At 61.7% G+C, this 24128-nt stretch carries 24 protein-coding genes and 4 tRNA genes; 21 read left to right on the top strand and 7 right to left on the bottom strand.

The window, feature by feature from the left end; translation table 11 throughout:
- Window positions 1–494: 494 nt before the first annotated feature.
- Window positions 495–1253, bottom strand: a complete 759-nt coding sequence (locus KVQ74_RS08490) for a hypothetical protein (protein WP_217830633.1) — start codon at window positions 1251–1253, stop codon at window positions 495–497.
- A gap of 388 nt (window positions 1254–1641) precedes the next feature.
- Here KVQ74_RS08490 and KVQ74_RS08495 point away from each other — a divergent pair.
- The 4 genes from KVQ74_RS08495 to KVQ74_RS08510 all read left to right on the top strand — a co-directional run bounded on the left by KVQ74_RS08495 (window position 1642) and on the right by KVQ74_RS08510 (window position 2052).
- Window positions 1642–1717 (top strand) — tRNA-Glu (locus KVQ74_RS08495).
- Between the two features lie 2 nt (window positions 1718–1719).
- A tRNA-Gly gene (locus KVQ74_RS08500) sits at window positions 1720–1795 on the top strand.
- Window positions 1796–1897: 102 nt separating this feature from the next.
- A tRNA-Glu gene (locus KVQ74_RS08505) sits at window positions 1898–1973 on the top strand.
- 3 nt (window positions 1974–1976) lie between these two features.
- Window positions 1977–2052 (top strand) — tRNA-Gly (locus tag KVQ74_RS08510).
- A 124-nt stretch (window positions 2053–2176) separates the two neighbouring features.
- Here KVQ74_RS08510 and KVQ74_RS08515 read toward each other — a convergent pair.
- The 3 genes from KVQ74_RS08515 to KVQ74_RS08525 all read right to left on the bottom strand — a co-directional run bounded on the left by KVQ74_RS08515 (window position 2177) and on the right by KVQ74_RS08525 (window position 4304).
- Window positions 2177–2815, bottom strand: a complete 639-nt coding sequence (locus tag KVQ74_RS08515; RefSeq protein ID WP_217830634.1) for a LysE family translocator — start codon at window positions 2813–2815, stop codon at window positions 2177–2179.
- Between the two features lies 1 nt (window position 2816).
- Window positions 2817–3587, bottom strand: a complete 771-nt coding sequence (locus KVQ74_RS08520) for a 2OG-Fe(II) oxygenase (RefSeq protein ID WP_217830635.1) — start codon at window positions 3585–3587, stop codon at window positions 2817–2819.
- A gap of 90 nt (window positions 3588–3677) precedes the next feature.
- Window positions 3678–4304 (bottom strand): alanyl-tRNA editing protein, encoded by a 627-nt coding sequence (locus KVQ74_RS08525; RefSeq protein ID WP_217830636.1) that lies wholly within the window; start codon window positions 4302–4304, stop codon window positions 3678–3680.
- Window positions 4305–4394: 90 nt separating this feature from the next.
- Here KVQ74_RS08525 and KVQ74_RS08530 point away from each other — a divergent pair, with 90 nt between their 5' ends.
- The gene (locus tag KVQ74_RS08530; protein ID WP_217830637.1) at window positions 4395–5393 is read left to right on the top strand and encodes a LysR family transcriptional regulator; all 999 of its coding nucleotides are present in this window, start codon (window positions 4395–4397) and stop codon (window positions 5391–5393) included.
- A 60-nt stretch (window positions 5394–5453) separates the two neighbouring features.
- Here the strand turns inward: KVQ74_RS08530 and KVQ74_RS08535 are convergent, their stop codons facing one another.
- Together KVQ74_RS08535 and KVQ74_RS08540 are read right to left on the bottom strand one after the other, a co-directional pair.
- Window positions 5454–5861 (bottom strand): PA2817 family protein, encoded by a 408-nt coding sequence (locus KVQ74_RS08535; RefSeq protein WP_217830638.1) that lies wholly within the window; start codon window positions 5859–5861, stop codon window positions 5454–5456.
- 80 nt (window positions 5862–5941) lie between these two features.
- Entirely contained in the window at window positions 5942–8389 is a 2448-nt protein-coding gene (locus KVQ74_RS08540) for an acyl-CoA dehydrogenase (protein WP_217830639.1), read from the bottom strand.
- A gap of 247 nt (window positions 8390–8636) precedes the next feature.
- Here KVQ74_RS08540 and KVQ74_RS08545 point away from each other — a divergent pair, with 247 nt between their 5' ends.
- The 4 genes from KVQ74_RS08545 to KVQ74_RS08560 all read left to right on the top strand — a co-directional run bounded on the left by KVQ74_RS08545 (window position 8637) and on the right by KVQ74_RS08560 (window position 11815).
- Window positions 8637–9308 carry a transglutaminase-like domain-containing protein gene (locus KVQ74_RS08545; RefSeq protein WP_217830640.1) on the top strand — a complete coding sequence of 224 codons (672 nt, stop codon included), beginning with the start codon at window positions 8637–8639 and terminating at the stop codon, window positions 9306–9308.
- A 43-nt stretch (window positions 9309–9351) separates the two neighbouring features.
- Window positions 9352–9975 (top strand): glutathione S-transferase family protein, encoded by a 624-nt coding sequence (locus tag KVQ74_RS08550; RefSeq protein WP_217830641.1) that lies wholly within the window; start codon window positions 9352–9354, stop codon window positions 9973–9975.
- A 131-nt stretch (window positions 9976–10106) separates the two neighbouring features.
- Window positions 10107–11039: an ABC transporter ATP-binding protein gene (locus KVQ74_RS08555; RefSeq protein ID WP_217830642.1), complete on the top strand. Its 933-nt coding sequence runs from the start codon at window positions 10107–10109 to the stop codon at window positions 11037–11039.
- The gene (locus KVQ74_RS08560) at window positions 11036–11815 is read left to right on the top strand and encodes an ABC transporter permease (RefSeq protein ID WP_217830643.1); all 780 of its coding nucleotides are present in this window, start codon (window positions 11036–11038) and stop codon (window positions 11813–11815) included. Before KVQ74_RS08555 ends, KVQ74_RS08560 begins: the two co-directional genes overlap by 4 nt.
- Before the next feature lie 105 nt (window positions 11816–11920).
- Here KVQ74_RS08560 and KVQ74_RS08565 read toward each other — a convergent pair whose 3' ends face one another.
- Window positions 11921–12439 (bottom strand): DUF2062 domain-containing protein, encoded by a 519-nt coding sequence (locus KVQ74_RS08565; protein ID WP_217830644.1) that lies wholly within the window; start codon window positions 12437–12439, stop codon window positions 11921–11923.
- Window positions 12440–12575: 136 nt separating this feature from the next.
- On the opposite strand from KVQ74_RS08565, the gene KVQ74_RS08570 reads away from it, so the two are divergent.
- The 12 genes from KVQ74_RS08570 (at window position 12576) to KVQ74_RS08625 (ending at window position 24051) form a co-directional block, all read left to right on the top strand.
- Window positions 12576–14810 (top strand): DNA internalization-related competence protein ComEC/Rec2, encoded by a 2235-nt coding sequence (locus tag KVQ74_RS08570; protein WP_217830645.1) that lies wholly within the window; start codon window positions 12576–12578, stop codon window positions 14808–14810.
- Window positions 14811–14921: 111 nt separating this feature from the next.
- Entirely contained in the window at window positions 14922–15557 is a 636-nt protein-coding gene (locus KVQ74_RS08575) for a MotA/TolQ/ExbB proton channel family protein (RefSeq protein WP_217830882.1), read from the top strand.
- Complete coding sequence (locus tag KVQ74_RS08580) at window positions 15554–15982, top strand: ExbD/TolR family protein (protein ID WP_217830646.1); 429 nt, start codon at window positions 15554–15556, stop codon at window positions 15980–15982. The genes KVQ74_RS08575 and KVQ74_RS08580 overlap by 4 nt, the downstream gene beginning before the upstream one ends.
- On the top strand, window positions 15982–16992 hold the full coding sequence (gene lpxK, locus KVQ74_RS08585; RefSeq protein ID WP_217830647.1) for a tetraacyldisaccharide 4'-kinase: 1011 nt from the start codon (window positions 15982–15984) through the stop codon (window positions 16990–16992). The genes KVQ74_RS08580 and lpxK overlap by 1 nt, the downstream gene beginning before the upstream one ends.
- 24 nt (window positions 16993–17016) lie before the next feature.
- A complete protein-coding gene (locus KVQ74_RS08590; protein WP_003179363.1) occupies window positions 17017–17202 on the top strand; it encodes a Trm112 family protein in 186 nt (61 codons plus the stop codon).
- Window positions 17199–17963 carry a 3-deoxy-manno-octulosonate cytidylyltransferase gene (kdsB, locus tag KVQ74_RS08595; protein WP_217830648.1) on the top strand — a complete coding sequence of 255 codons (765 nt, stop codon included), beginning with the start codon at window positions 17199–17201 and terminating at the stop codon, window positions 17961–17963. The genes KVQ74_RS08590 and kdsB overlap by 4 nt, the downstream gene beginning before the upstream one ends.
- Window positions 17963–18427, top strand: a complete 465-nt coding sequence (locus KVQ74_RS08600; protein WP_217830649.1) for a low molecular weight protein-tyrosine-phosphatase — start codon at window positions 17963–17965, stop codon at window positions 18425–18427. The genes kdsB and KVQ74_RS08600 overlap by 1 nt, the downstream gene beginning before the upstream one ends.
- Entirely contained in the window at window positions 18424–19443 is a 1020-nt protein-coding gene (gene murB / locus KVQ74_RS08605; RefSeq protein WP_217830650.1) for a UDP-N-acetylmuramate dehydrogenase, read from the top strand. Before KVQ74_RS08600 ends, murB begins: the two co-directional genes overlap by 4 nt.
- 246 nt (window positions 19444–19689) lie before the next feature.
- On the top strand, window positions 19690–20160 hold the full coding sequence (locus KVQ74_RS08610; protein WP_217830651.1) for a (2Fe-2S)-binding protein: 471 nt from the start codon (window positions 19690–19692) through the stop codon (window positions 20158–20160).
- Window positions 20157–22478 carry a xanthine dehydrogenase family protein molybdopterin-binding subunit gene (locus tag KVQ74_RS08615; protein ID WP_217830652.1) on the top strand — a complete coding sequence of 774 codons (2322 nt, stop codon included), beginning with the start codon at window positions 20157–20159 and terminating at the stop codon, window positions 22476–22478. The genes KVQ74_RS08610 and KVQ74_RS08615 overlap by 4 nt, the downstream gene beginning before the upstream one ends.
- On the top strand, window positions 22478–23458 hold the full coding sequence (locus KVQ74_RS08620; RefSeq protein WP_217830653.1) for an XdhC family protein: 981 nt from the start codon (window positions 22478–22480) through the stop codon (window positions 23456–23458). The genes KVQ74_RS08615 and KVQ74_RS08620 overlap by 1 nt, the downstream gene beginning before the upstream one ends.
- Window positions 23455–24051, top strand: a complete 597-nt coding sequence (locus tag KVQ74_RS08625; RefSeq protein ID WP_217830654.1) for a nucleotidyltransferase family protein — start codon at window positions 23455–23457, stop codon at window positions 24049–24051. Before KVQ74_RS08620 ends, KVQ74_RS08625 begins: the two co-directional genes overlap by 4 nt.
- Window positions 24052–24128: the final 77 nt, after the last annotated feature.

Below are 24128 nucleotides of genomic sequence, written 5' to 3' on the forward strand. Positions count from 1 at the left end.
GGGGCATCGCCTACGGTTTGCTTCGCTGCACCTCCTCTCGATGTGTTTGGCTGCGCCAAACGGTCGCTGCGCTCCCACCCCCGGATAAATCCCTCCACTCAGCCTGCCGAAGGGGCCGGCACGGCAAGATCAAAAGCGGTACTCGAGCTAACGCTCATTGTGTTGAGTGGTGAAGGGCGGAGGTGGACGGCTTTTGCTTTTGCTTTTGCTTTTGCTTTTGTGGGAGTGGGGTTGCCCGCGAAGGCGGCCTTCGGGCCGACCGGGTTCTGGTGGGTGTACATATTCTTTACTGCCGCTGTGGTCAGTCCCCTCTCCCTCCGGGCGGTCCGACGTTTCGGGAGAGCTAGGGTGAGGGGAGCGAACTCAAGTCTGCTAAAAAGCCGTCTGAATCCACAAAGCCAACCAGAGCATGTCTTTGAATTACTGAAGACTGCGATCAATTCTCCGACCAAAAAAAAGCCACCTCTCGGTGGCTTCTCTTCAGCAATCTGCAATCAGTCGTAGATCACTTTCTTTTTCCAGTCTGCATCGGCTTCGACATCTTTGAGGCCGGCGGTCAGTTGGTTTTCTTCGCCTTCGACCGGGGCGATCTTGTCCATGACCAGGGCGTTGGCGCGGGCCAAGAGTTTTTCCAGGTATTGCAGTTGTTCGGCGTAGATCTGCGGGTCTTGCTGTTTGCGCAGGTATTGCACGCCGCGTTCGAAGGCGAGGCGGGCCTGGCCTGGCTGGTTTTGTTGCAAGGCGTGCTGGCCGAGGTTGTTGAAGAACTCGATGTGCAGCAGTACCAGAATGTGGCGGACTTCGCGGATCCAGTGTTTGGCTTCGTTCGGTGGCAGGAAGCCGTCCTGGGCGGCGCGGGTGATCTGGCCGTGCAGGGCTTCGAGGAGGAAGCGGACGTCCTTGGCCTTGGCTTCGGTCTGGATCGGGGCCGGTGGGTTGTTGACCGGGATCGATTCACCCTGGCCTACCAGTGCGGTCAACTCGGTGATCCGCGCCTTGGTGATGGCGCTGGTTTTTTCCAGGTTCAGCAGGCGCTGGCAGACGTTCAGTTCCAGGCGAGTCATCAGCAGCTTGAGCGCCGGGGTCATGAACTGGCCGGGGAAGGTCTCGGTGAGTTCGCCGCATCGACGCAGGCGATCATTGAGTTCGACCTTGGTGCGGGCTTTCTCCAGTTTGTTGTTTTCCACCACATGGTTCATGTAGCCAATGGCGATCAAGATTGCGATCCCGGCTATGACTAGCAGGGTGATCATGAGTGGTGTCACCGGTAAGACCTCTTTATAGGGTTCGCGTGCGAGTGTAGTGGCTTGGCATATAGGAGCCTAGCGCCGCTCGACGGGTTGGATCGGCGAAGCTTCAATCTGTATCGGCCGCAGACCTGCTTAGATAAATGCTGGCGCTTGGGGTGCAGATTGCCATCACCTGTGCGGTGGACTATAGCGCCTTGGCGAGTGTCGGAATATAGGCGCCAGACATCGGTCGATGGAAAACCCCGATTGCCCTCGTAAAGCAGGTCGAAGTCATTGATTTAAATAAATTTATATCAGGGGGTTGACGACCTCCCAATCCATCCATAGAATGCGCGCCACTTGCAGCGTAAAGCACACAGCGAAACGAAGCAGGGAGTGAATGTTGTAGCGTGTCCCCTTCGTCTAGTGGCCTAGGACACCGCCCTTTCACGGCGGTAACAGGGGTTCGAGTCCCCTAGGGGACGCCAATGCGGGAATAGCTCAGTTGGTAGAGCACGACCTTGCCAAGGTCGGGGTCGCGAGTTCGAGTCTCGTTTCCCGCTCCAATTTTAAGCAGCTTTGCTCCAGGGCAAGGTTGAGTGAAACCAGAACACATCTCAGGATGTGAGTCTGGAACTGAAACACTACACCATGGTGTTTCAGGCAGTGTCCCCTTCGTCTAGTGGCCTAGGACACCGCCCTTTCACGGCGGTAACAGGGGTTCGAGTCCCCTAGGGGACGCCATTTGCGGGAATAGCTCAGTTGGTAGAGCACGACCTTGCCAAGGTCGGGGTCGCGAGTTCGAGTCTCGTTTCCCGCTCCAATTTCACAAAAACGCCGCTCAATAGAGCGGCGTTTTTGTTTGCGCGTTTTTTGTGTTTCCTGTCATTCGCACGTAAAAAAGGCCCGCCGAAGAGATTCGGCGGGCCTTTTGCGTTTTAGGCAGATTACCAGGACAGCATCAGCCGCCCGGCAAACAGAATCAGCACAACCCCCATGGTGCGCTCGAACCAGTGCCCCATGCGCAGAAACAGCAATCGAACCCGGCTGCTGGAAAAAAACAGCGCAACGACCACGAACCATGCGGCGTTCACGAAACACATCCACAGCCCGTACAGCGCCTGAATCTGCAGCGGTGTGCTGGCGCTGATGATCGTGGTGAAGATCGCCAGGAAAAACAGCGTGGCCTTGGGATTGGTGGCGTTGGTCAGAAAACCGGTACTGAACGCTTTGAACAGGGTTTGCTCGACCAGTGGTTCATCGCCGGTTTTTTCACCCTCCAGTGCCGATTTCGGTTTGCTGCGCAGCAGGCAGACGCCGAGGTAGAGGATGTAGGCACCGCCGATCACCTTGGCCACGGTCAGCAGCCATGGCGTGGTGTGCATCAAGGCGCCGACGCCGAGCAGGGTGTACAGCACATGCACGGAAATCCCCGCACCGATGCCCAGCGCGGTGCAGATCCCGACCAGTCGTCCGAAGCGCACGCTCTGGCGAATCGTCACGGCGAAGTCCGGGCCGGGAGCGACCACGGCCAGGAAGTGGATGGTGGCCAGCGCCAGAAACTCGCCCAGGTAATTCGATAACATCTCAGCTCCAGAAAGTCAGGGGTGAAGCATTGCCGCGATAGCCGACAAAGAACGAAAGGCTCAATCGCGGATCCGCCACGCCCGGGGTGACCGAGTGCATGCGGCGCGAGTTGAACATGATGAAGTCGCCAGGCTCGGGACGAATCTCCAGCGCAGGCGGGCCGAGCAGCGCCGGGTCGATGCCGTAGCTGTCGCCGCGCATCTCGTCGAATTGATCCGGGGTCACGTCGTCATTCCACATCTGCAGCGCGCCGCCTTCGGTCGGCATGTTCAGGTACACGTTGCAGGCAAATTGCGCTTCCAGACTGCGGGCCTGGAAGCTGTCCGGCGCGTCCTTGGCAAAAATGTCGTGGTGGGCGAGAAAGCACACGCCGGGTTTCACCACGCGCGACAGTCCGACATACATTTTGCGACCGTAGAGGTTTTCCAGATGCGCGCCGGCCGGCCAGGACTCGTCGAGCATGCAGCGCAGCGTGTCGATTGGCGAAGAGTAGGGTGCACAGCGATTGCGCAATTCGGCGATGTTGCTGGTGGCGCGTTCGAAGTAGTCCTCTATCAGCAGCGGCTGGTTTTCCGCTTCGTAAAACGCCATGCCGATACGACCGATGCTCGGGGCGTTGATATAGCCCTCGAAGCCGGGAGCGAGAATCTTGTCGCCAATCTGGATTGCCAGTGTCTCGGGCAAAAAGCCTTTGACGCGGATGGCGAGGACTTCTTCGCTGGCCAGTTTTTTTATGCACGTCTCATCGAGACGCTCGACGTCAAGCATCATGTGGGTAGGTCCATCTATCGAATAGTCAACGGAACCGGCGAATGCGGCTCCCCCGGCGACGGACGATGCGCGAGGCACCGTCCGAAATTCTCAATCCACGCTGTAGTGGACGGATAACGTGCCTTTCTTCTGCGAAAGCGACGCGATCGTGACTGTGCCCAGATCCTTCAGGCTTCGTACATGGGTCCCGCCGCAGCCGTAGGCCGGCAGTTCTCCGAAACCGATTTCCCGCGCGCCTTCGCGCAAGGAGGTCAGGCGCGGCAGATCGTGCTCGATCCACTGGCCGATACCGTATTGCACCGTCTGCGGATCGACTTCCTGAGCCGAATCCCCCGGTTTGAATTGCACCCGGCCCTCGTCCGGCCAGTGATGCGCCTTGACAGGCATCCAGCCCAGCGCCTGGATGAAATGGCCAATCAAGTGCCCGGCCGAATGCATGCGGGTGTTGAAACGGCGACGTTCTGCGTCGATCCGGATCTGCGTCATGCCCAACGGCACCGGGCGGTCGACGTAGTGAATGATCCGTTCCGCCTCCTGTATCACCCGAAGCACCTGGCTATCGCCAATCCAGCCCGTATCGCAAGGCTGACCGCCGCCCTGCGGATGAAACAGCGTGGCGCGCAATACCACGGCGAACTCGTTCTCGTGGGGCGAACAGTCGAGGACTTCCACACTGGCCTTGAGGTCATCACTATGGAAAAAGAGGCGAAGCGTCATATTCCATGCCCTTATTAAAGTTTCTTTTTTAATTATATGAATCGTGTAATAACGTGATAATCCGTTCAAACATCAAAGGACTGTTGCGCTGTGAGCATAAATCTCCCCCTGCCGTTGCTCGGTGAAATGGCGATTTTCGTCAAGGTCGTGGAGACCGGCAGCTTCTCCGAAGCCGCGCGCCAGTTGGGTTCGTCGCCGTCTGCGGTCAGCCGCAGCATTTCCCGTCTGGAAAAGGCCCTGGCCACCCGATTACTGCAACGCACCACCCGCAAGTTGCGTTTGAGCGAAGGAGGAGAGGAGGTGTTCAAGCGCTGTCAGGAGATGGTCAGCGCTGCCAAGTCGGTGATGGAAATCAGTGGTCAGTTCACCCACGAAGCGGAGGGGCTGGTGCGGGTCAGTGTGCCGAAAGCGGTTGGACGCTTTGTGGTTCACCCGCACATGCCCGAGTTCTTGCGCCGCTATCCGAAAGTCGATGTGGAGTTGTTGCTGGAGGATCGTCAGGTGGATCTGATCGACGATCACGTCGACCTGGCGATCCGCATCACCGACAGGCCACCGGCCGGGCTGGTGGGGCGGCAACTGCTGACCATCGACCATTTGCTCTGCGCGACGCCGCAATACCTGGCCGAACATGGCACGCCGACTCACCCCCACGACCTGCTCAATCACAGTTGCATCTATCTCGGCGAAACTCCAAGTGATGCGCGCTGGAAGTTCAAGAAAGGCAGTAAAGCGGTGACGGTCGGGGTGCGCGGACGCTATGCCGCCAATCACACCGGCGTGCGTCTGGGGGCGGTGCTGCAACATATCGGCATCGGCAGTCTTCCGTATTTCACCGCCCGTTATGCGTTGGAGAAGGGGTTGGTCGTGCAGGTCCTGCCGGACTGGACATTCCTCGCTTCTTATCATGGCGGCTTGTGGTTGCTGCATTCGCCGACGCGCTATCTGCCGCCGAAACTGCGGGTGTTCATCGATTATCTGGTGAAATGTCTGGAGAGGGAGCCGACCCTGAGCAAACCGGGCAAGGCGGGGAGTGCAGGTCAGGTGTCGGCGGACTACGAACTGCCCGAGGGTGAAGGGCTGCTCTAGCCGGAAACAGAAAGGCCCCCATGGCATTGCCATGGGGGCCTTTTCGTTGTCTGGCGACGATCAGTGCTTGCTGTCCTGATCCGACATCGCCAGCAATTGTTTTTCCTGGTTCCAGTCGAACGGTTCGTCGTTCTGTTCGGCTTCGTAGCGACGTTCTTCCAGCGCCTGGTACATGTCGATTTCTTCGTCGGCCAGGTAGTGCAGGCAGTCGCCACCGAAGTACCACAGCAGATCCCGTGGGATCAGGTGGGCGATTTGCGGATAGCGGGAAATGATCTGGGTCAGGATGTCCTGGCCCAGGTACTGGCTTTCGATCGGATCGACCGGCAACTGCGCCCGCAGGTCGTCGAAGCGCTCCAGAAACAAGGCGTGGCTTTCTTCGGGAACCTGATCGGCCTCACCTACGGCGACCAGAATACTGCGCAGGTGGTCGAGCAAAACCAGATGGTCGGCAACGATGTTGGACACGAGATAAGTCCTCAAGAGCAAAACGGGCGCGGAGTATAAAGCGCCCGCGCCCTTTTTTCCCAGTTATGCGATGGAGCGGATCAGCGGACTTTCCCTTCCGCAGGTGCCAGTTCCTCCTTGGAGAAATCATCCACGTCGATCACCTTGCGCCGCGCTGCTTCGGCATCGCGCAGCGTCTGCGCTTCCCCGGCCTGCAGCACGCCGGCTTCCAGTGCGGCATCAATGGCATGCTCACCCGCGACCGGTTTGACCTGGCCGCTTTTCAGTGACGTGTGCAGTTTCTTGTGCAGCGGTTGCGCGGCGCTCAGCAGATCGCTGGCGTGTTGCAGGGCGCCGACCGCGTCATCCGCTGATTGCGGGCGATAGCAACCGGCGAGCAGTTCTTCCAGCGCCGGATCGCCCTTGGCCCGACCGATGACCGCTGCGACCTCGGCACCGAGTCTGTCCGACGGGCCTTTGTGGCGACGCCCGAACGGGAACACGATCACCCGCAGCAGGCAGCCAAAGACCCGGTTCGGGAAGTTGCTCAGCAGTTCGTCGAGTGCCCGTTCCGATTGGCCGAGGCTTTCTTCCATGGCCCAGGTGAACAACGGCGCCATGTAGGCCGGCGAATCGAGGTCGTGATAACGCTTGAGTGCCGCCGACGCGAGATACAGGTTGCTCAGCACGTCGCCCAGCCGCGCCGACAGCCGCTCGCGGCGTTTCAGCTCACCGCCCAGCAGCATCATGCTCAGGTCGGCGAGCATGGCAAACGCCGCTGCCTGCCGGTTGAGGGCTCGGAAATAACCCTGACTGAGCTTGTCTCCCGGTGCATGTTCGAAGTGTCCGAAACCGAGGTTCAGCACCAATGTGCTGGCGGCGTTGCTCACGGCGAAGCCGATGTGCTTGAGCAGCAGTCCGTCGAACTCCTTGAGAGCCTGTTCCTTGTCCTCGCGGCCGGCCAGGGCCATTTCCTTGAGAACGAACGGATGGCAGCGGATCGCGCCCTGGCCGAAGATCATCAGGTTGCGCGACAGAATGTTCGCGCCTTCCACGGTGATGAAGATCGGTGCGCCGTTCCAGCTGCGCCCCAGATAATTGTTCGGCCCCATGATGATCGCCTTGCCGCCGTGTACATCCATGGCGTGGCTGATGCACTCGCGGCCGCGTTCGGTGAGGTGGTACTTGAGGATCGCCGACAGCACCGACGGTTTCTCGCCCAGATCCACCGCATTGGCGGTGAGCATCCGCGCGGCGTCCATCATCCAGGCGTTGCCGCCGATGCGCGCCATGGCCTCCTGGATGCCTTCGAACGCCGACAACGGAACGTTGAACTGCTCGCGGATCTGCGCGTATTGCCCGGTCACCAGACTGGTGAACTTGGCCGCGCCGGTGCCCACAGCCGGCAGCGAAATCGAGCGCCCGACCGACAGGCAGTTCATCAGCATCATCCAGCCTTTGCCGAGCATGCCCTGACCGCCGATGAGGAAATCCAGCGGGATGAACACGTCCTTGCCCGAGTTGGGGCCGTTCATGAACGCCGCCCCCAGCGGCAGGTGCCGACGGCCGATTTCCACGCCGGGGGTGTCGGTTGGAATCAGCGCCAGGCTGATGCCCAGGTCTTCCTTGTCGCCAAGCAGGTGATCCGGGTCATAGGCCTTGAAGGCCAGGCCGAGCAGCGTCGCTACCGGACCGAGGGTGATGTAGCGTTTTTCCCAGTTCAGGCGCAGGCCGATGGTTTCCTCGCCTTGCCACTGACCCTTGCAGATGATCCCGGTGTCGGGCATGGCTCCGGCGTCGGAACCGGCGAGCGGGCCGGTGAGGGCGAAGCACGGAATGTCATCGCCCCGGGCCAGCCGTGGCAGGTAATGGTTGCGTTGTTCATCGGTGCCGTAATGCAGCAGCAATTCGGCGGGGCCGAGGGAGTTGGGCACCATTACGGTGGAGGCGAGGTCGCCGCTGCGGGTGGCCAGTTTCATCGCCACCTGTGAGTGTGCATAGGCGGAAAAGCCTTTGCCGCCGAACTCCTTGGGGATGATCAGGGCGAAGAAACCGTGTTCCTTGATGTGTGTCCAGGCTGCGGCCGGCAGGTCCATCGACTGGCCGATCTGCCAGTCAGTGACCATCGCGCAGAGTTCTTCGGTGGGGCCATCGATGAATGCCTGTTCTTCTTCGCTCAACTGCGCCTTGGGGTAGGACAGCAATTTGTCCCAGTCCGGACGCCCGCTGAACAGTTCGCCGTCCCACCAGACCGTGCCGGCGTCGATCGCGTCGCGTTCGGTCTGCGACATCGGCGGCAGGGTTTTCTGGAACCAGTTGAACAGTGGCGCGCTGAAATGCTTGCGCCGCAGATCCGGCAGCAGCAGGGGAGCGGCCACGACGGCCAGCAGCACCCAGAACACCAGCAGCAGCCAGCCCGGTGCCCGACTGAAAATCCCCATCGCCAGCAGATAGGCCGCGACGATACCCAGCGCGGGCAGCGGGGCGATGCGCCGGTGGGCCAGATACGCCACGCCGACGATCAGAACCAGTATCCACAACAACAGCATATTTAATCCTCCGTGAACCAGGGCGAACCGACCCTCAGAGCTTAGACGGCATCCGCAAAACAGGAGGGTCGGAACAGGGCGATTGAATTCGTGGGAAACCCCGGATGGCTTTTGTAGTTTCGGTGGGCAACACGCGTGGGAAATCGTTCGCTCGCTGCGCAGCTTTGCGTCCAAGTTTGGCCGAAACGCCGTTATCTCTGTGCTGAAGCTCTCGCTAGACTCCAAGCTCATCCAGGAGAAAGCCGTCATGCGCGAGTATTTGAGTCCCGGCCGCTTCATCGATAGTGACCACCCCGCCGTAGTGGAGTTCGCCGAGCAACATCGAGGCGCGAGTCGTGATCCGCGCGCGCAGGCGGTCAGTCTTTACTACGCGGTGCGCGAGGCGGTGCGCTACAACCCGTATACCTTCAGCCGTGACCCGGATACCTTGCGCGGCAGTTATGCCCTGGCCACTGCAGAGAGTTACTGCGTGCCCAAGGCCACGTTGCTCGCCGGTTGCGCGCGGCATTGCGGGATCGCCGCGCGCATCGGTCTGGCAGATGTGCGCAATCACCTGTCGACTCCGCGTCTTCTGGAGCTGCTGCGCAGCGACGTATTCGCCATGCACGGCTACACCGAACTGTTTCTCGACGGTCGCTGGGTCAAGGCCACGCCGGCGTTCAACCAGAAACTCTGCGATCTGTTCAATGTGGCGCCGCTGGAATTCGACGGGATCAATGACAGCGTGTTCCATCCGTTCAACCGCGATGGCGCGCAGTTGATGGAGTACCTGATCGACCACGGCCAGTTCGCCGATGTGCCGCAGGCTTTCTTCTTCGAACACCTGGAAAAGTGCTATCCGCACCTGTTCGGCGATCAGCAGCCGCAACTGTTGGGCGATATGCAGAGTGATCTGCCGTGTGATGTCAGCCGGGGCTGATCCGGCGTATGCTGCCCGCCCACTCATTGGAAAAGAGGCGGTCATGCTGAAGATCTGGGGTCGCAAGAATTCGTCGAACGTAAGGAAACCGCTGTGGGCCGCCGAGGAGCTTGGGCTGGCTTACGAAGCGATCGACGCCGGTGGCGCGTTCGGTGTGGTCGACACGCCCGAGTACCGGGCGATGAACCCGAACGGTCGAGTGCCGGTCATCGAAGACGACGGCTTTGTGTTGTGGGAGTCCAACGCCATCGTCCGCTACCTGTTGGCCCGGCATGCGGCCAATACCCCTTGGTATCCGGCGGATCTGCAAGCCCGCGCCATCGCTGACAAGTGGATGGACTGGACCACCTCGAGTTTTGCCGGGCCGTTCCGCACGGTGTTCTGGGGCGTTCTGCGCACGCCGGCGGACAAGCAGGACTGGCCGGCGATTCACGCTGCGACCAAGGAATGTGAGGCGCTGCTGGCGATGGCCGATCAGGCGCTTGCCCGTCAGCCGTACCTGTCCGGAAGCGAAATCGGCATGGGCGACATTCCGCTGGGCAGTTTCATTTATGCCTGGTTCGAAATGCCTATCGAGCGTTCGTCGCTGCCGCATCTGGAGGCGTGGTACGCGCGGCTGAAGCAGCGTCCAGCCTATAAAAAGGCTGTCATGACCGCGTTGACTTAATACCTACTATCGACACGCTTGACTGTACTTGTGCGGCGGCGGCAAGCACCATTGCGCTCGGACGCCGTGGTTGTTTCCCTCGCCGCACGCCCTTATCTATCCTTTTCATTCTTTCTTGGCGTAAATCAGATATGAGTTCCGCTCTGTCCATCCGGCAGCTAACCAAAACCTACGGCAACGGGTTCCAGGCCTTGAGTGGTATCGATCTGGACGTCGCCGAGGGTGACTTCTTCGCCTTGCTCGGCCCCAACGGCGCCGGCAAATCCACGACCATCGGCATTCTCTCGACCCTGGTGAACAAGACCAGCGGCTCGGTGAATATCTTTGGTAATGACCTGGACAAGAACCCCGCCGCGCTCAAGCGCTCGATTGGCGTGGTGCCCCAGGAATTCAATTTCAACCAGTTCGAAAAGACCTTCGATATCGTCGTGACCCAGGCCGGCTACTACGGCATTCCGGCGAAAGTCGCCAAGGAGCGCGCCGAACAGTACCTGACCCAGCTCGGCCTGTGGGACAAGCGCGATGTGCCGTCGCGTTCGTTGTCCGGCGGGATGAAGCGTCGTCTGATGATCGCCCGCGCGCTGGTGCATGAGCCGCGCCTGTTGATCCTCGACGAACCGACTGCCGGGGTCGATATCGAACTGCGCCGTTCGATGTGGACGTTCCTCACCGAACTGAACCAGAAAGGCATCACCATCATCCTCACCACGCATTACCTGGAAGAGGCTGAGCAGTTGTGCCGCAACATCGGCATCATCGACCACGGCACGATTGTCGAGAACACCAGCATGCGTCAGTTGCTCGGCCAACTGCATGTGGAAACCTTCCTGCTCGATCTGAAAAACGGCTTGGGCGCCGCGCCGCAACTGGCCGGTTATCCGGCTCGCCTGCTCGACGGCCATACCCTGGAAGTGCAGGTCGACAAGTCCATGGGCATTACCGCGCTGTTCGGCCAACTGGCCCTGCAGAACATCGAAGTGTTGAGCCTGCGTAACAAAACCAATCGCCTCGAGGAGCTGTTCGTGTCCCTGGTGGAGAAAAATCTGTCGAAGGTGGCGGTATGAGTTCCGAGTTCGGCCCTAACCTCGTTGCCCTCAATACCATCGTTTACCGCGAGGTCCGCCGGTTCACCCGGATCTGGCCGCAGACGCTGCTGCCGCCGGCAATCACCATGGTTCTGTACTTCGTGATCTTCGGCAATCTGATCGGCCGGCAGATCGGCGACATGGGTGGCTTCACCTACATGGAGTACATCGTGCCGGGGTTGATCATGATGTCGGTGATCACCAACTCCTATGGCAACGTGGTGTCGAGTTTCTTCGGCAGCAAGTTTCAGCGCTCCATCGAGGAATTGATGGTGTCGCCGGTTTCGCCGCACACCATTCTGATCGGCTACACCCTTGGCGGTGTTCTGCGTGGTTTGATGGTCGGCGTCATCGTGACGCTGTTGTCGCTGTTTTTCACGCATCTGCAGGTGCATCACCTGGGGGTGACCATCCTGGTGGTGGTGCTGACGGCGACGATTTTCTCGCTGCTGGGTTTCATCAACGCCGTGTTTGCCCGCAACTTCGATGATATTTCGATCATTCCGACGTTTGTCCTGACGCCGCTGACGTATCTGGGTGGGGTGTTTTATTCGATCACTCTGTTGCCGCCGTTCTGGCAGACGGTGTCGCTGGCCAACCCTGTGCTACATATGGTCAATGCGTTCCGCTACGGCATTTTGGGGGTGTCGGATATCCGTATCGGGATTGCGATTACGTTCATGCTGGTGGCGACGGTGGTGTTGTATTTCGGGTGTGCGCGGTTGTTGGTGAGTGGGCGCGGGATGCGGACCTGATTGCGGCCTTCGGGCCAACCGGGTTCTGGCAGGTGTACACATTCTTCGCTCCGCACCAATCCCATCCCATAAAAAACGGCCTCCTATCTGGAGGCCGTTTTGCATTTATCCCATTCGACTTTTCTTGCGCCGCGCCCATTGCCGGGCTACCCACCAGCGCCAGTACATCATGACCAGGCAATAGGCGAGGGCGCCGAGTGCGAGGCCGACGACCACCGAGCCGAGCAGAAACGGTTGCCACAACGTCGAGAGTTCGCCGCTGATCCATTCCCAGGTCAGTTCGTCAGGCAGGCTGCGGGCGGGGATGTTCATCAGCCAGGCACCGGCCTGGTAGGTGCAGAAAAACACGGCCGGCATGGTGATCGGGTTGGTCAGCCAGACCAGGCTGACGGCGATCGGCATGTTGCCGCGCACCATGATCGCCAGGGTGGCGGCCACCAGCATTTGGGCGGGGATCGGCAGAAACGCGGCAAACAGGCCGACGCCCATGGCGCGGGCGACCGAGTGCCGGTTGAGGTGCCAGAGGTTCGGGTCATGCAGCAGCTTGCCGAGAAAGCGTAAGGATTTGTGTTCCCTGATGCTCGTCGGGTCGGGCATGTAACGTTTGAATAAGCGCCGGGGCATAAGGCTTCTCGGTCGGTTAAGGCGGCAAGTATGTCTGGATTCTAAAAGTCGCCCATTCAGACTTTGTGACAATTGTTGACGACGTCGCTGCCCGATTCCCGCTATGCCTGATGACGGGACTCTCAAGGACGGGCTTATGCGCACAGGGATGATGGCGCTGGCAGTCGGTCTGCTGGCCCCGGTTTTTTTGCCGGCCTTGCCGCCGGTCGGGCTTTTGTGGGTGTTGCCGGTGGTGGCGTTGATGCTGCTGCCGTTTCGCAGCTATCCGCTGGCTTTGCTGTTGTTCGGGTTTACCTGGGCGTGTGTGGGTGCGCAGTGGGCATTGAACGATCGTCTGCCCCGGGCGCTGGACGGCGAGACTCGCTGGGTCGAAGGCCGGGTGGTCGGTTTGCCGCAGAACAGCGAGGGAGTGGTGCGATTCGAGCTGGCCGATGCGCGCTCGCGTCACGAAAAGCTGCCAGGCCTGATGCGTCTGGCCTGGTACGCGGGGCCACCGGTCAATAGCGGCGAGCGCTGGCGTCTGGCGGTCAAGCTCAAGCGGCCGGGTGGTCTGCTCAATCCCGACGCGTTCGACTACGAAGCCTGGCTGCTCGCGCAACGTATCGGCGCCACCGGTACGGTGAAGGACGGCCAGCGGCTGGCCGCTGCGCAGTGGGCCTGGCGTGACAGTCTGCGGCAGCGTTTGCTTGAGGTGGACGCCCAGGGGCGTGGTGCGGCGTTGGCGGCGCTGGTGCTCGGCGATGGTTCGGGGCTCAGTCGCGAGGACTGGCAGGTCTTGCAGGACACCGGAACCGTGCATCTGCTGGTGATTTCCGGGCAGCACATCGCCCTGTTGGCGGCCGTGATGTATGGGTTGGTGGCCGGCCTGGCCCGGCTCGGTTGGTGGCCGCGAAGCTGGCCCTGGTTGCCTTGGGCCTGTGGCTCGGCGTTCGCTGCTGCATTGGGATATGGCCTGCTGGCCGGCTTCGATGTGCCGGTTCAACGGGCGTGCGTGATGGTCGCGCTGGTACTGCTGTGGCGTTTGCGTTTCCGCCACTTGGGGGCCTGGTGGCCGCTGTTGCTGGCGTTCGACGGGGTGCTGTTGATAGATCCGCTTGCGAGTCTGCGGCCGGGATTGTGGTTGTCCTTTGCGGCGGTGGCGATCCTGATTTTTACCTTCGGCGGTCGCCTGGGGCCGTGGCGCTGGTGGCAGACCTGGACGCGGGCGCAGTGGCTGATCGCGATCGGTTTGTGCCCGGTGTTGCTGGCCTTGAGTCTGCCGATCAGTCTCAGTGGGCCGTTTGCCAACTTGTTGGCGGTGCCCTGGGTCAGTTTGCTGGTGTTGCCGGCGGCGCTGCTGGGCTGCCTGTTGCTGTGGGTGCCTTGGGTTGGCGAAGGTCTGCTGTGGCTGGCCGGCGGTCTGATCGACTGGCTGTTCATCGTGCTGGCGCAGATTGCCGGGCGCTGGCCGGCGTGGATCCCGCCGAGCATTCCGGGGTGGGTCTGGGCGCTGGGTTGCCTCGGTGCGTTTCTATTAATGTTGCCGCGTGGTGTGCCGTTGCGGCCATTGGGCTGGCCGTTGTTGTTGATTCTGACGCTGCCGCCCCGTGAGCGACTGGCAGAAGGCGTGGCCGATGTCTGGCAACTCGATGTCGGCCAGGGCCTGGCGATCCTGATCCGCACCCGTCATCACACGTTGCTGTATGACGCGGGGCCGCGATTCGGCGATCTCGATATCGGCGAACGGGTGGTGCTGCCGGCGTTGCGCAAGCTTGGCGTCGAACGTCTCGATCTGATGTTGCTCAGTCATGCCGACGCCGACCATGCCGGCGGGGCGCTGGCCGTGGCGCGCGGTTTGCCGCCCCGACGGGTGATCAGCGGCGACCCGCCAGGACTGCCGCTCGAACTCCACGCCGAAGCCTGCGAGAGCGGGCGGCGATGGCAGTGGGACGGCGTCCGCTTCGAACTGTGGCAATGGTCCAGGGCCCACGACAGCAATCAGCGCTCCTGCGTATTGCAGATTGAGGCCAACGGCGAGCGACTGCTGCTGACCGGGGATATCGACACCGCTGCCGAACGCGTGCTGCTGGAGAGTCCGCTGGCCGTGCCCACGCAATGGTTGCAGGCGCCGCACCATGGCAGCCGCAGCTCGTCCTCGATGGCCCTGCTCAACGTGTTGCGCCCGCATGCCGTGCTGATTTCCCGGGGGCACGGCAACTCGTTCGGTCATCCACATCCGATGGTCATGGCCCGTTATCGCAAACACGGGCTGACGATTCATGACAGCGCCGAGCAGGGTGCCATTCATCTGCAACTGGGGCGCTTTCAGGCGGCCCGGACGATGCGCCAGCAGCGCCGGTTCTGGCGCGTTGCAGAGCTGTCGAACCCTTGAGAACGCCTGTTCATGGGCGATGCGGGGACGACATCACGGTCGTCGGAGCGGCGGGTCTTTATCGTGGATCGGTATGCTAAAGTGGCGCACTTTTTCGAGGGGGCTGTCACTGTGTGGGAATTGGTCAAATCCGGCGGCTGGATGATGTTGCCGATCATTCTGAGTTCCGTCGCCGCCATGGCGATCGTCGCCGAGCGCCTGTGGACCCTGCGCGCCAGTCGCGTGACTCCGGAGCATCTGCTGGGTCAGGTCTGGGTGTGGATCAAGGACAAGCAGCTCAACAAGGAAAAACTCAAGGAATTGCGCGCCAACTCGCCGCTGGGTGAAATCCTCGCCGCCGGTCTGGCCAACTCCAAACATGGTCGCGAGATCATGAAGGAGTGCATCGAAGAGGCCGCTGCCCGGGTCATCCATGAACTGGAGCGCTACGTCAATGCGCTGGGCACCATCGCCGCCATGGCGCCGTTGTTGGGCCTGTTGGGTACGGTGCTGGGCATGATCGATATTTTCAGTGCGTTCACCGGTTCCGGCATGACCACCAATGCATCGGTACTGGCCGGCGGTATCTCCAAGGCGCTGATCACCACCGCTGCGGGCCTGATGGTCGGTATTCCGTCGGTGTTCTTCCATCGGTTCCTGCAACGGCGCATCGATGAGCTGGTGGTGGGCATGGAGCAGGAAGCGATCAAACTGGTCGAAGTGGTGCAGGGCGACCGTGACGTCGACCTGGCCGAGGGCAAAGCGTGAAATTCCGTCGCAAGCCTCGGGAAACCGTGGACATCAACCTCGCGTCGCTGATCGACGTGGTGTTCATCCTGCTGCTGTTTTTCGTCGTGACCACCACGTTCACCCGCGAAACCCAGTTGCGCGTCGATCTGCCGGAAGCGGTCAGCGGCTCGCCGGCCGAGGATCAGCAGGTCAAGCAACTGGACGTGGCCATCAGCGCCGAAGGCGTGTTTTCGGTGAATAACAAAATTCTGCCGAAAAACGATCTGGCGACCCTGATGGAAGCCATGCAGAAGGAAGCCAACGGCGACACCAACATGCCGTTGTCGATCAGTGCCGATGGCAAGACCCAGCATCAATCGGTGATCACCGCCATGGACGCGGCCGGCAAGCTCGGTTTCAGCCATTTGCGCATGACCACGGTCGAGGCGGCGCCTAAATCCTGATGGCCATGTCCGATCGTTTGCTCGCCGCGTGGTATCAGGGACATCCGGCCCTGAGCCTGTTGCGGCCGCTGGAGTGGTTGTATCGCCGTGTGGTCGCCGGCAAGCGCCAGCGCTTTCTCGACGGCGAGGGCGAGATCTTTCAATCGCCGGTGCCGGTGATCGTGGTTGGCAATATCACCGTTGGCGGCACCGGCAAGACACCGATGATCCTGTGGCTGATCGAGCACTGCCGACGCCGGGGCCTGCGGGTCGGGGTGGTCAGTCGTGGCTACGGCGCCAAACCGCCGCAATTGCCGTGGCGGGTCGCTGCCGATCAAAGTGCCGACATCGCCGGTGACGAACCGTTGCTGATCGTGCAGCGCACCGACGTGCCGCTGGTGATCGACCCCAATCGCGGCGCCGCCGTCAAAGCCTTGCTCGACAGCGAACCGCTGGACCTGATCCTGTCCGATGACGGCATGCAGCATTACCGTCTGGCGCGGGATCTGGAGCTGGTGCTGATCGACGCCGCCCGTGGCCTGGGCAACAAACGCTGCCTGCCCGCCGGGCCGCTGCGCGAGCCGGTCGAGCGCCTGCAAAGCGTCGACGGGGTGCTGTTCAATGGCGCCACGGCTGATCGCGACGACGGCTTCGCGTTCCGCCTGCAACCCTCGGCGCTGATCAACCTGCGCAGCGGCGAACGCCGACCGGTCGAGCATTTCCCCGCCGGCCAGGCCGTGCATGCGGTGGCCGGGATCGGCAATCCGCAACGTTTCTTCAATACCCTCGAAGCGCTAGACTGGCGGCCCGTGCCCCATGCGTTTGCCGACCATGCTGAATACAGCGTGCAGGCCTTGAGTTTCACCCCGTCATTGCCGCTGGTGATGACCGAAAAGGACGCGGTGAAGTGCCGCGCCTTTGCGGCTGCCGACTGGTGGTATCTGGCGGTCGATGCCGTGCCGTCGCCGGCCTTCGTGGCCTGGTTCGATACCCAGTTGATGCGCCTGTTGCCGGATCGTCTTTTGCCTTAATTCGTTTTTATCCAGGGAATGTTCATGGACACCAAATTGCTCGACATCCTCGCCTGCCCGGTCTGCAAAGGCCCGCTCAAGCTCAGCGCCGACAAGACCGAACTGATCAGCAAGGGCGCAGGCCTGGCTTATCCGATCCGCGACGGCATCCCGGTGATGCTGGAAAGCGAAGCCCGCACCCTGACCACCGACGAGCGTCTGGATAAATGACCACTGCGTTCACCGTTGTCATTCCATCGCGCTACGCTTCGACCCGTCTGCCGGGCAAGCCGCTGCTGGACATTGCCGGCAAGCCGATGATCCGGCACGTCTGGGAACAGGCGAGCAAAAGCAGCGCCAGCCGCGTTGTAGTGGCGACCGATGATGCGCGCATCGTCGAGGCCTGCCAGGCATTCGGCGCCGAAGTGGTGCTGACCCGTGAAGACCACAATTCCGGTACCGACCGGCTGGCCGAAGTGGCCGCCAAACTGGGCCTGGCCCCTGATGCCATCGTGGTCAACGTCCAGGGCGACGAGCCGCTGATCCCGCCGAGCGTGATCGATCAGGTCGCCGCCAACCTCGCGGCCCACACCGAGGCGCGCATGGCGACCCTCGCCGAGCCGATCGAGGACGTGGCGACCCTGTTCAATCCCAACGTGGTCAAGGTCGTCAGCGACCTCAACGGTCTGGCGCTGACCTTCAGCCGCGCGACCTTGCCCTGGGCTCGCGACGCGTTCGCCAAGAGCCGCGAAGCGCTGCCGGAAGGCGTGCCGTACCGTCGCCACATCGGCATTTATGCCTACCGCGCCGGTTTCCTGCATGACTTCGTGAGCTGGGGGCCGTGCTGGCTGGAAAACACTGAATCCCTCGAGCAATTGCGTGCCCTGTGGCACGGCGTGCGGATTCATGTGGCCGATGCGCTGATCGCGCCGCCGACCGGGGTCGACACCCCTGAAGACCTCGAGCGCGTTCGTCGCCTGTTGGGGGCCTGATGCGCGTTCTGTTCGTGTGCCTGGGCAACATTTGCCGTTCGCCCACCGCCGAAGGCGTATTGCGCCACAAGTTGCGTGAAGCCGGTTTGGCCGGGCAGGTCGAAGTGGCCTCCGCCGGCACCGGTGAATGGCACGTCGGCAATCCGCCGGACAAGCGCAGCCAGGCCGCCGCCAAATTGCGCGGCTACGACCTGTCGGCGCAACGCGCGCAGCAGGTCAGCCGTGCCGATTTCGCCAGTTATGACCTGATCCTCGCCATGGATCACAGCAATCTGCGCAACCTCAAGGCCCTGCAACCGTCCACCGCCAAGGCCGAGCTGGACCTGTTCCTGCGGCGGTATGCCGGTGAGGTGGATGAAGTGCCGGATCCGTATTACGACGGCGATCAGGGTTTCGAGCAGGTGCTGGATCTGATCGAGCGCGCCTGTGACCAATTGCTGATCGAAGTGAAGGGCCGGTTATGAGTTTGCAGGTGCAATCGCAGGTTTCCCTGAAACCGTTCAACAGCTTTGGCGTGGAGGTGCGCGCACAACTGTTTGCCGAGGCCCGCAGCGACGCCGATGTGCGCGAAGCCCTGGCGTATGCCGATGTGCAGGGCGTGCCGTTGCTGGTGATCGGCGGCGGCAGCAATCTGTTGCTGACGGCGGATATTGCGGCGCTGGTGCTGCGCATGGCCAGTCGTGGGATCCGCATCATCAGCGATGACGGCAACCGCGTGGTGATCGAAGCGGAAGCGGGGGAGCCGTGGCATCCATTCGTCCTGCACACCCTGGCCGAGGGCTTGTCGGGACTGGAAAACCTCAGCCTGATCCCCGGCACCGTGGGCGCTGCGCCGATGCAAAACATCGGTGCCTACGGCGTCGAGATCAAGGATGTGTTCGCCGGCCTCACCGCACTGGATCGCCAGACCGGTGAGCTGCGTGACTTCAGTCTGGAAGAATGCAACTTCGCCTATCGCGACAGTCTGTTCAAGCAGCAGCCGGGTCGCTGGCTGATCCTGCGGGTGCGCTTCAACCTTGACCGCGTCGCTCATCTGCATCTGGAATATGGCCCGGTGCGCCAGCGCTTGAGCGAACAGGGCATCGAGCAGCCGACGCCGACCGACGTCAGTCGCGCGATTTGCAGCATTCGTAGCGAAAAATTGCCGGATCCGGCGGTGCTCGGCAATGCCGGCAGCTTCTTCAAGAATCCCCTGGTGTCGGCCGCGCGGGTAGCGCAGATCAAGGAGCAGCACCCGGATCTGGTGGCCTATGCGCAACCGGACGGGCAGATGAAACTTGCCGCTGGCTGGTTGATCGAGCGGGCAGGGTGGAAGGGCTTTCGTGAGGCGGATGCCGGCGTGCATAAATTGCAGGCGCTGGTGCTGGTCAACTACGGTACGGCGACCGGACTGCAATTGCTCGATCTGGCGCAGCGTATCCAGAAAGACATTGCAGAACGTTTCAATGTCGAGCTGGAAATGGAGCCGAATCGCTATTGAGGCTACGCTTTCAAGGCGCATTCCAAAGCCCTGCACTGGCGAACAGTGCAGGGCTTTTTTGTTAATGCTGGGTTAACTTGGCCCGCTAACGATGCAAGTCATTTGCTCCATCAAAAGGCCCGGTGCAGACGCTTGCGTCCGTACAAGAGAGCCTCATTAGCCTGAGTCGATCTGCACGAACCACCGCCGTTCTCACGGCGGCAGATTGCTCGACCCCATAACCTCCATGAATATGCGGGCGTGCCCATGATTACCCTGAAACTCAACGGTCAAGACCATCAACTCGATGTCAGCGAAGACATGCCGCTGCTCTGGGCGATCCGTGATGTCGCCGGTTACAACGGCACCAAGTTCGGCTGCGGCATGGGCCTGTGTGGCGCATGCACCATTCACATCGAAGGCTCGCCGGCGCGCAGTTGCATCACGCCGATCGGCTCGGTGATCGGGCAGAACGTCACCACGATCGACAACCTGCACGCCGATCCCGTGGGGCAGGTGGTTCAGCAAGCCTGGCTGGACACCGCTGTTGCCCAGTGCGGTTATTGCCAGGGTGGGCAAATCATGTCCGCCACGGCGTTGCTCAAAACCAACCCGAATCCGACGGATGAACAGATCGAAGAGGCGATGGTCGGCAACATTTGCCGCTGTGGCACCTATAACCGGATCAAGACTGCGATCCGGCAGGCGTCCACCCACCTGAAGGAGGTCAAGGCATGAGCCGTCTACCGAACGATTTTTCCCTCAGTAACCTCAGCCGCCGGGGATTTCTCAAAGGGGTGGGTGCCACCGGTGCGCTGGTGCTGGCCGCCAGCTGGGGCTGGCAGGATGCGCTGGCCGAGGACCCGCCGAAGAAGTTCGGCGCCGACGGCATGCCCAACGGCTGGATCGACGATCCGAAGGTCTACGTCAGCATTGCCGCCGATGGCACGGTGACCGTGGTCTGCAACCGCTCGGAAATGGGCCAGGGCGTGCGTACCAGTCTGACCATGGTGGTGGCCGATGAGCTGGAAGCCGATTGGGCGCATGTCAAAGTGCAGCAGGCGCCGGGGGATGAAGTGCGCTTCGGCAATCAGGACACCGATGGTTCGCGCAGCATGCGTCACTGGTATGAACCGATGCGTCGTTGCGGCGCGGCGGCCCGGACCATGCTGGAGCAGGCTGCCGCCGAGCAATGGAAAGTGCCGGTCGCCGAGTGCCAGGCGCAATTGCACAAGGTTGTGCATAAACCGTCCGGCCGTGAGCTGGGTTATGGCGAATTGGCCGCTGCGGCCAGTGCGTTGCCGGTGCCAGCGCGTGACAGTCTGCGACTCAAGCCGCCGTCGGAGTTTCGCTACATCGGCAAGGAAGGCACCAAGGCCATTGACGGCGCCGACATCGTCAACGGTCGCGCGGTGTACGGTGCCGACGTGCATTTCGACGGTATGTTGTTCGCGGTCATCGCCCGGCCGGCGGTTTACGGCGGCAAGGTCAAGTCGGTGGACGACAGCGCCGCACTCAAGGTGCCGGGCGTGCTCAAGGTGATCCAGATCGAACCTCGTCCATTGCCTTCGGAGTTTCAGCCGTTGGGCGGTGTGGCCGTGGTGGCGAGCAACACCTGGGCGGCGCTCAAGGGACGCGAGGCGCTGAAAATCGAATGGGATGACGGCCCGAACGCCAGCTACGACTCGATTGCCTACCGCAAGGAGCTGGAGGCCGCCTCGCTGAAACCGGGCAAGGTCGTGCGTAATACCGGTGATATCGAGAAAGCGTTGAGCGGCGCCGCCGGCACCCTTGAGGCCTCTTACTATTTACCGCACCTGGCGCAGGCGCCAATGGAGCCGATGGTCGCTATCGCCCGTTACCAGAACGGCACCTGCGAGGCGTGGGCGCCGAGCCAGGCACCGCAGGTCACCCGTGAGCGGATCGCCGAACGACTGGGGCTGCCCTTCGATAATGTAACGTTCAATGTCACCCTGCTCGGTGGCGGTTTCGGTCGCAAGTCCAAACCGGATTTCGTCATCGAAGCGGCGATTCTGGCCAAGGAGTTTCCCGGCAAGGCCGTGCGGGTGCAGTGGTCGCGGGAAGACGACATTCACAACTCGTATTTCCACACCGTCTCCGCCGAGTACCTCAAGGCCGGTGTCGGCAAGGACGGTTTGCCATCTGCCTGGCTGCACCGCACGGTGGCGCCGAGCATCACCGCGCTGTTTGCGCCGGGCATGAATCACGAGGCGGCGTTCGAACTGGGCATGGGCTTCACCAACATGGCCTACGCGATTCCCAATGTACGTCTGGAAAACCCCGAGGCCACGGTTCACACGCGGGTCGGCTGGTATCGCTCGGTGTCGAACATTCCCCATGGCTTCGCGATCCAGAGCTTCGTCGATGAACTCGCACACAAGGCCGGTGAGGACCCACTGAAATACCAGATCAAGCTGCTTGGCCCGGATCGCCAGATCGACCCGCGCACCCTCAGCGAGGAGTGGAACTACGGCGAATCCCCCGAGCGTTATCCGATCGATACCGCTCGCATGCGCGCCGTGCTGGAAACCGCCGCCAAAGGCGCCGGTTGGGGTCGGCAACTGCCCAAGGGCCGTGGCCTGGGGCTGGCCGTGCATTACAGCTTCGTCACCTATGTGGCGGCGGTGATCGAAGTCGAGGTCAAGGACGACGGCACACTGGTCGTACACAAGGCTGACATCGCCGTGGATTGCGGGCCGCAGATCAATCCGGAACGGATTCGCTCGCAGTTCGAGGGTGCTTGCGTGATGGGCCTGGGCAATGCCGTGTGGGGCGAAATCAGCTTCAAGGACGGCAAGGTGCAGCAGGACAACTTCCATATGTATGAAGTGGCGCGCATGTCCCTGGCACCGAAGGAGGTCAAGGTGCATCTGGTGACACCTCCGGGCGAAGTGCCGCTGGGCGGTGTCGGCGAGCCGGGTGTACCACCGATTGCGCCGGCGCTGTGCAACGCAATCTTCGCCGCCACCGGCAAGCGCATCCGCAGCCTGCCCGTGCGTTATCAGTTGCAGGGCTGGCAAAAGGCACAGGCGTGATGGACAGCGTCGATCTCAACGTCCTGCGCAGCGTCCTCGAATGGCGCCGCGCTGGCCAGCGGGTGGTGTTGTTCAGCGTGGTGCAGACCTGGGGCACTGCGCCCCGGGCGCCTGGCGCGATGTTGGCGCTGCGCGAGGATGGCGTAGTGATTGGCTCGGTGTCGGGTGGTTGCGTCGAGGATGACCTGATCGCCCGGCTCCACGATGGGCGGATTCCCGCCGACGGGCCGCCCGTGCAGTTGATTACCTACGGCGTGACTCAAGAGGAGGCGGCGCGTTTCGGGCTGCCCTGTGGCGGAACCTTGCGTCTGACCGAAGAGCGCATCGGCGATCCGGCCTGGGTCGGCGAATTGCTGGCGCGCTGTGAAAACCATGAAATCGTCGCTCGCGAGCTGAATATCGAAACCGGGGAGGTGGTGCTTTCGCCGGCCGGCAAGAGCGATTCGCTGAGCTTTGACGGCACGACCCTGCGGGCCATTTACGGCCCGCGCTGGCGCTTGCTGTTGATCGGGGCCGGGCAGCTTTCGCGGTACGTGGCCGAGATGGCGCGGCTGCTGGATTTCGAAGTGCTGATCTGCGATCCGCGCAGCGAATTCGTCTATGGCTGGGAGGCGCAGCAGGGTCGTTTCGTCCCCGGCATGCCGGACGATGCGGTGCTGAGCATTCAGACCGACGAGCGCACGGCGATTGTCGCGCTGACTCACGATCCACGTCTGGATGACATGGCGCTGCTGACCGCCCTCGATTCGAAAGCGTTTTATGTCGGCGCTCTCGGCTCACGGATCAACAGCCAGAAACGCCGCGACAATCTGACTGAGCTAGGCTTGTCGGAACAGGCGATCGAGCGTCTGCACGGTCCGATCGGTCTGCACATCGGCAGCCACACCCCGGCAGAAATTGCCTTGTCGTTGCTGGCGGAAATCGTCGCGATCAAAAACGGCGTGGAGTTGAAGCAGAAAAAGGCAGTGGAGAACGTATGAGTCGATCCATCGGAGTGGTCGTGCTGGCCGCCGGCGAGGGCAGTCGCTTTCGCCAGGTGGCCGGCGCCGACAAAGACAAGTTGCTGGCCGATTGCACGGGGCGCGACGGCTCGGTGCGTTCGGTGATCGAGCAGGTGTTGCTGAACCTGCCCGCCGACCTCGATAAGCGCGTGCTGGTCACGACCGAGGCGCGGCCGCAGGCGATGCGCATGGCGCAGGCTTATGGTTGTGAGATCGTGTCGATCGAGTCGACCGGCATGGGCGACAGCATCGCGGCGGGCGTTGCGGCATGTGCGGATATGGACGGCTGGCTGATCGTGCTGGGGGACATGCCATTCATATTGCCGTCGAGCATTGAGCGCGTGGCGGCGGCGCTTGCCGAGGACGCGGTCAGTGTGCCGGTGCGGGAGGGCGAGTATGGGCATCCGGTGGGGTTTGGCCGGGCATTCGGGCCGGGACTGATGGCGCTGTCCGGTGAGCGCGGGGCCAGGGCGCTGTTTGCCCAAGGCAGGGTGATTGAAGTGGCAGTGGATGATCCCGGCGTGCTGTGGGATATCGATGTGCCAGAAGCTTTGGCGTTCCCGCACGCCTGAGGATTGCCCGGATTGTCATAACGCTGAAAAAATCGACGCGTAAAAAAGCCCCGCCTGGATAACCAGACGGGGCTTTT

The organism is Pseudomonas botevensis, assembly GCF_019145475.1.
Lineage (GTDB): Bacteria > Pseudomonadota > Gammaproteobacteria > Pseudomonadales > Pseudomonadaceae > Aquipseudomonas > Aquipseudomonas botevensis.

Excerpts from the sequence above, each read along its gene's own strand:
- KVQ74_RS08610 (WP_217830651.1), top strand. The coding sequence starts at position 19,690 with ATGATTACCCTGAAACTCAACGGTCAAGACCATCAACTCGATGTCAGC.
- KVQ74_RS08625 (WP_217830654.1), top strand. The coding sequence starts at position 23,455 with ATGAGTCGATCCATCGGAGTGGTCGTGCTGGCCGCCGGCGAGGGCAGT.
- KVQ74_RS08525 (WP_217830636.1), bottom strand. The coding sequence starts at position 4,304 with ATGACGCTTCGCCTCTTTTTCCATAGTGATGACCTCAAGGCCAGTGTG.
- KVQ74_RS08620 (WP_217830653.1), top strand. The coding sequence starts at position 22,478 with ATGGACAGCGTCGATCTCAACGTCCTGCGCAGCGTCCTCGAATGGCGC.
- kdsB (WP_217830648.1), top strand. The coding sequence starts at position 17,199 with ATGACCACTGCGTTCACCGTTGTCATTCCATCGCGCTACGCTTCGACC.
- KVQ74_RS08555 (WP_217830642.1), top strand. The coding sequence starts at position 10,107 with ATGAGTTCCGCTCTGTCCATCCGGCAGCTAACCAAAACCTACGGCAAC.
- KVQ74_RS08560 (WP_217830643.1), top strand. The coding sequence starts at position 11,036 with ATGAGTTCCGAGTTCGGCCCTAACCTCGTTGCCCTCAATACCATCGTT.
- KVQ74_RS08520 (WP_217830635.1), bottom strand. The coding sequence starts at position 3,587 with ATGATGCTTGACGTCGAGCGTCTCGATGAGACGTGCATAAAAAAACTG.
- lpxK (WP_217830647.1), top strand. The coding sequence starts at position 15,982 with ATGGCCATGTCCGATCGTTTGCTCGCCGCGTGGTATCAGGGACATCCG.
- KVQ74_RS08600 (WP_217830649.1), top strand. The coding sequence starts at position 17,963 with ATGCGCGTTCTGTTCGTGTGCCTGGGCAACATTTGCCGTTCGCCCACC.
- KVQ74_RS08515 (WP_217830634.1), bottom strand. The coding sequence starts at position 2,815 with ATGTTATCGAATTACCTGGGCGAGTTTCTGGCGCTGGCCACCATCCAC.
- KVQ74_RS08570 (WP_217830645.1), top strand. The coding sequence starts at position 12,576 with ATGCGCACAGGGATGATGGCGCTGGCAGTCGGTCTGCTGGCCCCGGTT.
- murB (WP_217830650.1), top strand. The coding sequence starts at position 18,424 with ATGAGTTTGCAGGTGCAATCGCAGGTTTCCCTGAAACCGTTCAACAGC.
- KVQ74_RS08490 (WP_217830633.1), bottom strand. The coding sequence starts at position 1,253 with ATGATCACCCTGCTAGTCATAGCCGGGATCGCAATCTTGATCGCCATT.
- KVQ74_RS08550 (WP_217830641.1), top strand. The coding sequence starts at position 9,352 with ATGCTGAAGATCTGGGGTCGCAAGAATTCGTCGAACGTAAGGAAACCG.
- KVQ74_RS08545 (WP_217830640.1), top strand. The coding sequence starts at position 8,637 with ATGCGCGAGTATTTGAGTCCCGGCCGCTTCATCGATAGTGACCACCCC.
- KVQ74_RS08615 (WP_217830652.1), top strand. The coding sequence starts at position 20,157 with ATGAGCCGTCTACCGAACGATTTTTCCCTCAGTAACCTCAGCCGCCGG.
- KVQ74_RS08590 (WP_003179363.1), top strand. The coding sequence starts at position 17,017 with ATGGACACCAAATTGCTCGACATCCTCGCCTGCCCGGTCTGCAAAGGC.
- KVQ74_RS08540 (WP_217830639.1), bottom strand. The coding sequence starts at position 8,389 with ATGCTGTTGTTGTGGATACTGGTTCTGATCGTCGGCGTGGCGTATCTG.
- KVQ74_RS08565 (WP_217830644.1), bottom strand. The coding sequence starts at position 12,439 with ATGCCCCGGCGCTTATTCAAACGTTACATGCCCGACCCGACGAGCATC.